Below are 10,674 nucleotides of genomic sequence, written 5' to 3'. Positions count from 1 at the left end.
GCTGAGGTCCGCGCTCTGGCCGGGCGCGGTCTTGGCGGCGGTCGGCGTCCCCTCGTCGGTGGCGTCAGTCGTGGCGTCGGCCTCGGCCTCCACCGCAGCGTCGGCGGCCACGGCGGCCCGGGCGGCGCTGGCGTCGGCGGTCGTGGCGCCCTTGGCCGCCAGGGCGGCCTGGGCCATCGCGGCCGCCTGATCGGGAAGCTGCGGGGCGAAGGCGGGGGCGGTTCCGCCGTTTTGCGACTCGGCGGCCTCGACCGGGGCCGCTTCGCCGGCGGCCGGCGCGGGGGTGAGGGAAATGGGCTGGGCCAGCAAGGCGGCCAGGACCTGGGCGTCGGTGGAGAGCGCCGGCGTGTCGAGGGTCTCGGCCCCGTCGACGGCGTCCTTCTCCTTGGCGTCGGCGTCGGCGTCGGCGCCGACGACAGCGATCTTGCTCCCGTCCTTGGTCTTGGCCGCGCCCAGGGTGGCGGCCGCGCCCGGTTCGGCCTGGCCCTGGCCGCCGAAGAAGGCGGCGAGCAGGGCGTCGAAGCCCGCCAGGGGGCCCTGGGCCGCGGCGGCCTGGCTCGCGCCGAACAGGCCCTGCGCGGCGCCGGGGGCGGCGACGGCGTTGAGGGCGGACGGAGCGTTGATGGGCGACGCGGTCATGGAGTCCCGGCTGTCCGGTAGGACGTTCTTGAGGGAGGCGCCTGCTGCGCCGCGTTCGTTCGCATCCCTCCCAGCAACCTCCGCGCCACTCCGGGGAATGGCCCGTAAGATATTGAAATAGCAATAGAAAGAGCGATGGGTGCGTCGGCTTCCTCAGCGGCCCGGCGGCGCTTTTTGCCGGGCCGCCGGGGGTCGATAGGTCGTCCCTGCCGCCCCCGACCGACGCCGTCGATCATGGTCGCCGCAAACTGGCGCCGGTCTTGCGCCCCTGAATCCGAGCTGATCGGGACCCCAAAGGGACCACATTGAAAATGCTGATGAAATTCCGGCCCTACGCGCGAGCGTTCACCAGACTACCGGCAGATTTGGCCGGGTCGTGCGTCAGCCTTTGCCGGGCGGAGCCTTAAGATGTCCCTGACTGTCGCCCTCAAGACCGCCGCCTCCGGCCTGCAGGCCGCCCAGGGCGGATTGCGCACGACGTCGGACAACATCGCCAACGTCAACACGCCCGGCTACGTCCGCAAGACCATCGACCAGAAGCCCCTGGTGGTCGGCGGCATGGGGATGGGCGTCGAGATCTCCGGCGTCAAACGGATCACCGACCAGTACCTGCAGCTGGCGACCCTGTCGGCCACCTCGGACGCCGCGCGCTGGGGCACGGTGTCGGACTATCTGGACAACGCCCAGAGCCTGTTCGGCGACCCCTCGAGCAGCAACTTCTTCTTCTCGCGCATGGACAGCATCTACGCCGCCTTCTCCGCGGCGGCCGATGACCCGTCCTCCAGCCTGCTGCGCAGCCAGGCCATCGGCAATGTCGGCGACTTCCTGAGCGAGGCCAGCCGCATCACCACCCACATCAATGAGCTGGGCAAGACGGTGGACGCCCAGGCCAAGGCCGACATCGACCGGGCCAACGACCTGCTGGAGCAGATCAACCGCCTGAACTCCGACATCAGCCGCGCCAACCTGGCCAACGCCGACGCCTCCGGCTCGGCCAACATCCAGAGCCAGCTCATCGACGAGCTCTCCACCCTGATGAACGTGCAGATCCAGCAGCGGAACCAGGGCGGGGTCACCATCCGCTCCGCGGAGGGCTTCATGCTGGCCGGGGACGCCGCCGCCAAGCTCAGCTACAACCGCACCGACACCACCACCTCCTATATCGCCATCGAGCCCACCGGCGGGGTCGGCCAGGTGCAGCCGATCACCATCTCCAGCGGCGACCTGCGCGGCCTGATGGATCTGCGCGACGACACCCTGCCGGGCCTGGCCGACCAGCTCGGCGAGTTCGTCAGTCGGATGACCGAGCAGATCAACGCCGCGCACAACGCCAACTCCTCGGTGCCCGCCCCCAACACCATGGTCGGCCGCGACACCGGCCTGGACCTGCCCACCGCGGTCGCCGGCTTCACCGGCCAGAGCACCATCGCCATCGTCGACACCAATGGCGTCGTCCAGAGCACGGTGGCCATCGACTTCGACGCCCAGACCATCAACGGCAGTCCGTTCACGGGCGACTTCAAGGCCGACCTCAACGCCGCCTTCGGGGGCGCGGCCACCGCCGACTTCGTCAACGGCAAGCTCAGCCTGACGGCGAACACCGGGCTCGGCATCGCCATCGACGAGGGCACCTCGATGAAGGCCGGCCGGGCCTTCTCCCACTTCTTCGGCCTGAACGACATGATCCGCTCGACCGGGGTCACCAACTACGACACCGGCCTCAAGGTCACCGATCAGCACGGCTTCAATCCGGGCGACGTCATCACCCTGAGCCTCGCCCAGGCCGACGGCCGCCCGATCCGCGACATCAGCATCACCGTGCCGCCGGCCGGCACCATGCAGGACCTGCTGAACGCCATGAACTCCAGCGCCTCGGGCGTCGGGCTCTACGGCGCCTTCAGCCTGGACGCGAACGGCAAGATGTCCTTCGGCAGCAACAGCACCCTGGACATCCAGGTCTCGGTCACCAAGGACCAGACCCAGCACGGCATCGGCGGGGTCTCCATCAGCCAGCTCTTCGGCCTGGGGACCGGCGAACGCTCGCCGCGCGCCGGCCGCTTCAGCGTCGATGCGGGCCTGAACGCCAATCCGATGAAGCTGGCGCTCGGCAAGCTCGACCTGGCGATCGCCCCGCCGGCCTCCTCCCTGCGTCCCGGGGACGGCCGCGGCGCCCTGAGCCTGGCCGCCGCCGGCGACGTCACCACCGCCTTCAGCGCCGCGGGCGAGCTTGGGGCGGTGAACATGACCGTCTCGCGCTACGCCGCGGAGTTCGGCGGCTCGATCGGCCGCCGCGCCCAGGCCGCCGACACCCGCAAGCAGTCGGCCGACTCCGTGGCCACCGAGGCCACCGCCCGCCGTCAGTCGGTGGAAGGGGTCAATCTCGATGAGGAGCTCGTGCGCCTCACCACCTATCAACAGGCGTTCAACGCCTCGGCCCGCATGATCCAGGCGGCCAAGGAACTGTTCGACGTCCTGACCAACATGATCTGAGCCCAGGCGAAATCATATGAATCGCGTCTCGACCACAGGCAATTACAGCGCCGTCCTCGCCAACATCCAGGCCGCCCAGCAGCGGCAGATGGAGGCGGGAAACCAGGTGGCCACCCAGAAGAAGGGGTCGGACCTCAAGGCCTTCTCGCGCAGCGCCGAGATGCTGACCGCGATGAAGTCCATCGACGCGCGCATCTCGGGATATCTCGAGCAGAACAAGCTGATCACCGACAAGCTGACGACCCAGGACTTCGCCCTCAACCAGGTCTCGAACTCCGCCGCCGGCACCCGCGAGACCATCGCCCAGGCCCTGGCCAGCGGCCGGGCCGACACCCTGATCCAGGACGTGCAGGGCTTCTTCCGCAACGCCGTCGACGGCCTGAACGCCCGCTATGGCGGCAAGTACGTCTTCGCCGGCGGCCAGATCGACACCCTGCCGGTGTCGGCCACCTCGCTCACCGACCTGACGGCGCCGGCCACGGTGATCTCCGACTTCTTCCACAACGACCAGTTCGTCACCGAGGCCAAGGTCGACGACTCCACCACCGTCACCACCGGCCTGCTGGCCGACAAGCTGGGGACCAACCTGCTGGCGGCCTTCAAGGACTTCCAGGCCTTCGAGGAGGGCCCCGACGGCCCCTTCCAGGGCAACCTGACCGACAACCAGCGCATCTATCTGGAGGGCGTCCTGGCCAACTGGGATTCCATCGGCAAGGACCTGGTCAACAACACCGCCAAGAACGGCATGGTCCAGACCCGGGTGACCTCGGTGAAGAACGACCTGAACAACCGTCAGAACAGCCTGGCCGGCATGATCGGCGACATCACCGACGCCGATCCGGCGGAGGCGGCCACGGCGCTGCAACAGGCGGGCGTCGCCGTGCAGGCGGCCGCGCAGGTCTTCCTGTCGCTGCAGAATTCGTCGTTGCTGAACGTGCTGAAGTAGGCCGGCCTCGCCCGGCCTAGAGGGAGAACTCGCCGCCGACCCGGCCCACCAGCCGTTCGCCGATCCACACCTCGACGGCGAACTGGTCGGCGCGCATCTCGGTGGCCTCTTTCAAGGCGGTGATGTCGTCCGGAAAGGGCGCCTCGCGGGACGCCGCGACGCGTTCCTCGGGATTCAGCACGTACAACCGATACTGCTTCATGGGGGCTCCCCCATATGAGCGGCGGGGCAGGAGCACTAGGCGAAGTGTCTCTTGATCACCACCGGGTGACGGTTACTTGGCGGTAATTAACCTATCTTACACCACTCGCCTCTCGCGCGATATCACCCTTTCGCGATGACTTGGCCTGGCCTTGCCGACACTTGCGAGCAGGTCGCGATCTCGCAAAATCCTGTGCGACCCGCTACATAGAGCCCCATGAACGCGCCCGCCCTCTTCGCAGACCACGCCGTGGAAGCCGCTCGCGCCGCCGTCGGCCTGCCGGTGGGGGCGCGCGTGGTGGCCGCCATGTCCGGCGGCGTGGACTCCACCGTCACCGCCGCCCTGCTGGCCCGGGCCGGCTATGACGTGGTGGGGGTGACCCTGCAGCTCTACGACCACGGGGCGGCGATCCAGAAGAAGGGCGCCTGCTGCGCCGGCCAGGATATCCACGACGCCCGCTCGGCCGCCGAGGCCATCGGCATCCCGCACTACGTCCTCGACTATGAGAGCCGCTTCAAGGAACAGGTGATCGAGGAGTTCGCCGACGCCTATCTGCGCGGCGAGACGCCGGTCCCCTGCATCCGCTGCAATCAGACGGTGAAGTTCCGCGACCTGCTGGACACGGCCCGCGACCTGGGCGCCGCGGCCATGGCCACGGGGCACTATGTCCGTCGCGAGCTGGGACCGGCCGGGGCGCAGCTGCGCCGGGCCGCGGACCCCGCGCGCGATCAGAGCTACTTCCTGTTCGCCACCACCGCCGAGCAGCTGGACTATCTGCGCTTCCCCCTGGGCGCCCTCCCCAAGAGCGAGGTGCGCCGCGCCGCCGCCGAGCTGGGCCTGGCCATCGCCGAGAAGCCCGACAGCCAGGACATCTGCTTCGTCCCCGAGGGCCGCTACACCACGGTGATCGACCGCCTGCGCCCGCATGGCGCGGAGCCGGGGGACATCGTGCACCTGGACGGCCGGGTCCTGGGCCGCCACGAGGGGGTCACCCGCTACACCATCGGCCAGCGCCGCGGCCTCAACGTCGCGGTGGGCGATCCCCTGTTCGTGGTGAAGATCGACGCCGACGCCCGCCGGGTGATCGTCGGGCCGCGCGAGGCCCTGCTGACGGCCGGCTGTTGCTTGAAGGAAACCAACTGGCTGGGCGACCAGGCCACCCTCGAGGCCGCCTGCGCGGTGGGCCTGCCGGTGCTGGCCCGGGTGCGCTCCACCGCCGAGCCCCTGCCGGCGCACCTGTCCCTGAGGGACGGGGCGGTCAGCGTGGTGTTCGACGCGCCCGAGCACGGCGTCTCGCCGGGCCAGGCCTGCGTGCTCTATGACCCCGAGGTTCCCGATCGGGTGCTGGGCGGCGGTTTCATCGAGACGACCTTCGGGGTCTAGGCGCGCCCCCCTTCATGGGGAGGGTGGACGAAGCGAAGCTTCGGACGGCTGGGGAATACCAGCCGGACTCCCCCACCCCGATCGCTTCGCGATCTTCCCCTCCCCATGAAGGGGAGGGAGGCATATATCTGCGGCCATGACCCAAGCCTCCGATCCCGTCGTCATCGCCTCCTACGCCCGCACGCCGATGGGCGGCTTCCAGGGCGACCTCTCGCCCGTCAAGGCCACCGCGCTCGGCGCCGCCGCCGTCCGCGCCGCGGTGGATCGGGCCGGGGTCGATCCCCAGGCCGTGGAACAGATCATCATGGGCTGCGTCCTGCCCGCGGGCCTGGGCCAGGCGCCGGCGCGCCAGGCGGGTCTGGGCGGCGGCCTGCCGCTGTCGGTGGAGGCCACGACGGTCAACAAGATGTGCGGCTCGGGCATGCAGGCCGCGATGCTGGCCCACGATGCGCTCGCCGCCGGCTCCGCCGACATCGTCATCGCCGGCGGCATGGAGAGCATGTCCAACGCCCCCTACCTGCTGGCCAAGCACCGCGGCGGCGCCCGCATCGGCCACGACGTGGTGTCGGACTCCATGTACCTGGACGGGCTGGAGGACGCCTACGAACCCGGCCGCCTGATGGGCTCCTTCGCCGAGGAGTCGGCGAGGACCTACCAGTTCACCCGCCAGGCCATGGACGACTACGCCATCGAGAGCCTGGCGCGGGCCAAGCGCGCCACCGAGACCGGCGCCTTCGCCCGCGAGATCGTCCCGGTCGAGGTGGTCAGCCGCAAGGGCGCGGTGCTGATCGAGGCCGACGAGCAGCCGATGAAGGCCGACCCGGCCAAGATCCCGACCCTGAAGCCCGCCTTCGCCAAGGACGGCGCCATCACCGCCGCCAACGCCAGCTCCATCAGCGACGGGGCCGCGGCCCTGGTGATGACCCGGGAGTCCGTCGCGCGGCGGCTGGGGCTGAAGATCGTCGCCCGGGTGGCGGGCCACGCCGCCCACGCCCATGAGCCGGGCCTGTTCACCACCGCCCCGGTTCCCGCCATGCGGAAGGTCCTGAAGAAGGCCGGCTGGTCCGTGGCCGACGTCGACCTCTGGGAGGTCAACGAGGCCTTCGCCGTCGTCGCCATGATCGCCGAGCAGGAGCTGGGCCTCGACCGCGCCAAGCTCAACGTCAACGGCGGCGCCTGCGCCCTGGGCCATCCGATCGGGGCCAGCGGCGCGCGCATCCTGGCGACCCTGCTCTCGGCCCTGGAGGCCCGCGGCGGCAAGCGCGGCGTCGCCAGCCTCTGCATCGGCGGCGGCGAGGCCACCGCGGTGGCGGTGGAGCTGGTCTAGGAGAGCAAACCTGACGGCGGTCAGGGTTTCCCCGGAACCGCCATGTCCAGCATGTTGATCTTCATGCCGCCGGGCAGGGCCATGTCGCCGGGCTTGAAGCCCTCGGGGCAGGCCCCCTGCCAGGCCGCCTCCACGGTCAGCCTGCGCAGGCCGTTCATCTGGGGCGCGGCGGCGCCGACCGTCGAGCTCTCGGCCTGGATCAGATACTTGGCGCCAAAGTCCCCCGTGGCCGTGCCGCTGGTGGTGGTCTTGCCGCCCGAGCCCATGTCGCAGACCGAGCTGAACTGATAGCCGCCGCCCACGCGGGCCGAGAAGATGTTCTTCTCGCACATGTCCCGGGTCGCCTGGGCGCCCCAGAAGCTGATCTTCTGGTCGGTGGTCTCGTCCAGGCAGATGCGGGTGACCTGCACGAAGTCGCCGGTGGAGACCCGCTGCTCCCAGAGGCCCGGCTTGCGCTTGGGCGGGGTCTGGGACGGCTGGAAGGCGGGCGCGGCGGCCTGGGCGTCGGTCTTCTCGGCCGGCTTGTTACAGGCGCTCAGTCCCACCACGGCCACCGCGGCCAACCCCACAGTCCAACGCATCGCTCTCTCCCGCTCACGCATTTGCGAAGGCTAGTGGGGATCGATCCTGCGCGCGAGAGGGTTATGATCCGACCATGACCGACCTACGCGACACCGGCGACCGCTACGAGATGGACGAACAGGGCCAGACCTCCTGGGCCGATTATCGTCTGAGCGGGGATCGCCTCTATCTCGACCACGTGGAGAGTCCGCCGGCCCTGCGGGGGACCGGCGCCGCCGGCCGCCTGATGGCCGCGCTCAGCGCCGATGTCCGGGCCAAGGGCCTGAAGATCACGCCGATCTGCGGCTACGCCGCCGCCTGGCTGCGTCGCAGCAAGGAGTTCGGAGACCTGGTGGGCTAGGGCTTACGCGGAGGGCCGGGAGCCGATTTCCCACCCGGATTCCGCGCCTGTTTCGTCCCCCGACCACCGGCGCGTGCATTCGGCCACGCCTGGTTTCGCGGCCCAGGAGACGCAACCCGGACGTTGAGGCGAATCGCCGCAAGAGGGGCTCCGCGCCCCGCATGTCGACCATACGACCTAGGCTAGGCGACAGGTCCTACCCAGGTTTCGCCCATGTCCCAGTTCTCCAGCCCCGCCTTCAAGCCTTCGAATCAGGTCGGCCCTCCCTTTGGCATGACCGGCGACGAGCCGGTCTTCACCCGCGCACGGGAGCTGGCCAGCGCCCTGTTCGGCAAGGTTGGGTTCAGCCTGGTGATCGCCCGCGACGGCGGCGTCTGGCGCAGCCACGACCGCGAGGGACGCGACCCTGCCGCCGACCCGCTGGGCGACCGCGTCCGGGCCACCGGCAAGACGGTCTGGGTCGAGGACACCCTGCTGGATCCGGAGATCGCGACCTATCCCCTGGTCAGCGGCCCGCCCTATTATCGTTTCTGCGTCGGCGCCCCCGTGCGGCTGTCCGACGGCGAGGTGATCGGTGTCCTGGCCATCGTCGGGACCGAGCCCCGGCCCCAGGACCCGGCCCTGGCCGCCAATCTCGACAACCTGGCCGGCGTCATCGCCGACGCCTGCGAGCAGGCCCGCGCCCAGCAGATGCTGGTCCAGGGCAAGGCCGCCCTGCGGCAGAGCCAGGCCCATCTCCAGGCGATGGTGGAGGCCGCGCCGGCCGCCATCATGATGACCGACCGCGACATGCGGCTCATCCAGGTCAGCCGCCGCTTCCTGCAGGAGAGCGGCCTGGAGGCGCCCGATATCCTGGGCCGGGCCATCGGCGAGTTCGACGAGGCCCTCTTCCAGCGCCTCCGGGGCGCCCACGAGCGCTGTGTGGCGGGCGAGACCATGCGCGCGCCGCAGGTGCGCATCACCCGGCCCGACGGCCGGGTGACCTGGGCGCGGGTGGAGATGACCCCCTGGCGCGACGAGGCCGGCGAGATCGGCGGCGTGGTCTGCGCCGCCCTCGAGGTGACCGACCTGGTCCGCGCGGTGGAGACCGCCGAGCGCTCCGAGCAGCGCCTGCAGGTGGCCGCCCAGATCGCCGAGCTGCACGTCTGGGAACTGGACTACCAGCGCCAGACCCTGGTGCAGGACGAGGGCATGACCAAGATCTTCGGCCGCGTCCTGACCTTCGAGGACCTGGCCGCCGACACCAGCCTGACCATCCATCCCGAGGACCGGGCCCTGATCGCCGAGCCCTGGGCGCGGGCGGTGGAGAGGGACGAGCCCTACTTCCCCGAATACCGCGTCGCCCGCGAGGACGGGAAGGAGGTCTGGGTCGCCTGCACCGTCAAGCTGGTGCGCGACGAGGCCGGGCAGCCCCTGCGGCTGCTGGGCGCCCTGCAGAACATCACCGCCCGCAAGCAGGCCGAGGCCGCCCTGGTCCAGGCCAAGGAGGAGGCCGAGGCCGCCAACCGCGCCAAGTCCACCTTCCTGGCCACCATGAGCCACGAGATCCGCACCCCGCTGAACGGGGTGCTGGGCATGGCCCAGGCCATGGCCCGCGACGAGCTGTCGCCGGTGCAGCGCGACCGGCTGGACGTGGTGCGCCAGTCCGGCGAGACCCTGCTGGCCATTCTCAACGATGTGCTGGACCTCTCCAAGATCGAGGCCGGCAAGCTGGAGCTGGAGGTGGCGCCCTTCGACCTGGAAGAGCTGGCGCTGGGGGCGCACGCGGCCTTCACCGCCATCGCCAACAAGAAGGGCCTGTCCTTCAACCTGGTGGTGGAGCCGCAGGCGCGCGGCGCCTATCTCGGCGACTCCACCCGCCTGCGCCAGGTGATCTACAACCTGGTCTCCAACGCCCTGAAGTTCACCCCGTCCGGCGAGGTCCGGGTGCGGCTGTCCCGGGACGGCGGCGACCTCTGCGTCGAGGTTTCCGACACCGGGGTCGGCATGAGCCCCGACCAGCTCGACCGGCTGTTCCGCAAGTTCGAGCAGGCCGACGCCTCCACCACCCGGCGCTATGGGGGCACGGGGCTGGGCCTGGCCATCTGCCGGGAGCTCTGCGACCTGATGGGCGGGGCGATCGGGGCGGTCAGCGTGGAGGGGGAGGGGACCACCTTCATCGCCCGCCTGCCCATGGCGCCCGCCCCGGCGGGATCGATCCAGGCCCAGGCGGCGGCCGAGGCCCCGCCCGCCCAGGAGGAGCTGCCGCCCCTGCGGGTGCTGGCGGCGGAGGACAACATCATCAACCAGCTGGTGTTGCAGACCCTGCTGCACCAGGCGGGCATAGAGCCGGTGATGGTGGCCGACGGGGCCCAGGCCCTGGAGGCCTGGCGCGCGGGCGCCTGGGACGTGATCCTGATGGACGTGCAGATGCCGGTGATGGACGGCCCCACCGCGACGCGGGCGATCCGCGACGAGGAGGTCAGGCTGGGGCGGCCGCGCACCCCGATCGTGGCCCTGACGGCCAACGCCATGGCCCACCAGGTGGCCGAGTACTATGGGGCCGGGATGGACGACTTCGTCCCCAAGCCCCTGGAGGCGGCCCTGCTCTTCGCGGCCCTGGAACGGACCCTGGAGCGGGTTTAGCGGCCCTGGGAGGACTGGCTGAGGCCCTGGCCGAAGGCCACGGGCTGGGAGGCGGCGACCATGGTTCCGGCCATGGCCACCACGGTCATGACGGCGGCGGCGAAGGCGGCGATCAGCACGCGCGAATAGGTGTCGGACAT

General features: G+C 70.5%; 9 protein-coding genes and 1 pseudogene. 6 read left to right on the top strand and 4 right to left on the bottom strand.

Going from position 1 to position 10,674, the window contains the following annotated elements; translation table 11 throughout:
• A pseudogene (locus tag AC1RN5_RS12475) lies at nt 1-639 on the bottom strand (hypothetical protein); the annotation flags it as partial.
• A gap of 408 nt (nt 640-1,047) precedes the next feature.
• Here AC1RN5_RS12475 and flgK point away from each other — a divergent pair.
• Nucleotides 1,048-3,129 carry a flagellar hook-associated protein FlgK gene (flgK, locus tag AC1RN5_RS12470; RefSeq protein WP_493041456.1) on the top strand — a complete coding sequence of 694 codons (2,082 nt, stop codon included), beginning with the start codon at nt 1,048-1,050 and terminating at the stop codon, nt 3,127-3,129.
• Nucleotides 3,130-3,145: 16 nt separating this feature from the next.
• Nucleotides 3,146-4,075: a flagellin gene (locus AC1RN5_RS12465; RefSeq protein ID WP_493041455.1), complete on the top strand. Its 930-nt coding sequence runs from the start codon at nt 3,146-3,148 to the stop codon at nt 4,073-4,075.
• A 16-nt stretch (nt 4,076-4,091) separates the two neighbouring features.
• On the opposite strand, the gene AC1RN5_RS12460 is transcribed toward AC1RN5_RS12465, so the two are convergent.
• On the bottom strand, nt 4,092-4,277 hold the full coding sequence (locus AC1RN5_RS12460) for a hypothetical protein (protein ID WP_493041454.1): 186 nt from the start codon (nt 4,275-4,277) through the stop codon (nt 4,092-4,094).
• A gap of 216 nt (nt 4,278-4,493) precedes the next feature.
• Between AC1RN5_RS12460 and mnmA the strand changes: the two genes are divergently transcribed.
• Nucleotides 4,494-5,660, top strand: a complete 1,167-nt coding sequence (gene mnmA, locus AC1RN5_RS12455; protein WP_493041453.1) for a tRNA 2-thiouridine(34) synthase MnmA — start codon at nt 4,494-4,496, stop codon at nt 5,658-5,660.
• A 136-nt stretch (nt 5,661-5,796) separates the two neighbouring features.
• Complete coding sequence (locus AC1RN5_RS12450) at nt 5,797-6,987, top strand: acetyl-CoA C-acyltransferase (RefSeq protein ID WP_493041452.1); 1,191 nt, start codon at nt 5,797-5,799, stop codon at nt 6,985-6,987.
• Between the two features lie 20 nt (nt 6,988-7,007).
• Here AC1RN5_RS12450 and AC1RN5_RS12445 read toward each other — a convergent pair whose 3' ends face one another.
• Entirely contained in the window at nt 7,008-7,568 is a 561-nt protein-coding gene (locus tag AC1RN5_RS12445; RefSeq protein ID WP_493041451.1) for a DUF3617 domain-containing protein, read from the bottom strand.
• Nucleotides 7,569-7,642: 74 nt separating this feature from the next.
• Between AC1RN5_RS12445 and AC1RN5_RS12440 the strand changes: the two genes are divergently transcribed.
• Nucleotides 7,643-7,909: a GNAT family N-acetyltransferase gene (locus tag AC1RN5_RS12440; RefSeq protein ID WP_421930583.1), complete on the top strand. Its 267-nt coding sequence runs from the start codon at nt 7,643-7,645 to the stop codon at nt 7,907-7,909.
• Nucleotides 7,910-8,122: 213 nt separating this feature from the next.
• Nucleotides 8,123-10,534, top strand: coding sequence for an ATP-binding protein (locus AC1RN5_RS12435; protein ID WP_493041450.1), 2,412 nt, complete (start codon nt 8,123-8,125; stop codon nt 10,532-10,534).
• Here AC1RN5_RS12435 and AC1RN5_RS12430 read toward each other — a convergent pair.
• Nucleotides 10,531-10,674, bottom strand: coding sequence for a hypothetical protein (locus tag AC1RN5_RS12430; RefSeq protein WP_421930585.1), 144 nt, complete (start codon nt 10,672-10,674; stop codon nt 10,531-10,533). The two genes, AC1RN5_RS12435 and AC1RN5_RS12430, sit on opposite strands and share 4 nt — an antisense overlap.

It is taken from the genome of Phenylobacterium sp. GW821-FHT12F10 (assembly GCF_058806695.1).
This window is presented reverse-complemented; position numbering and strand designations above follow the sequence as displayed.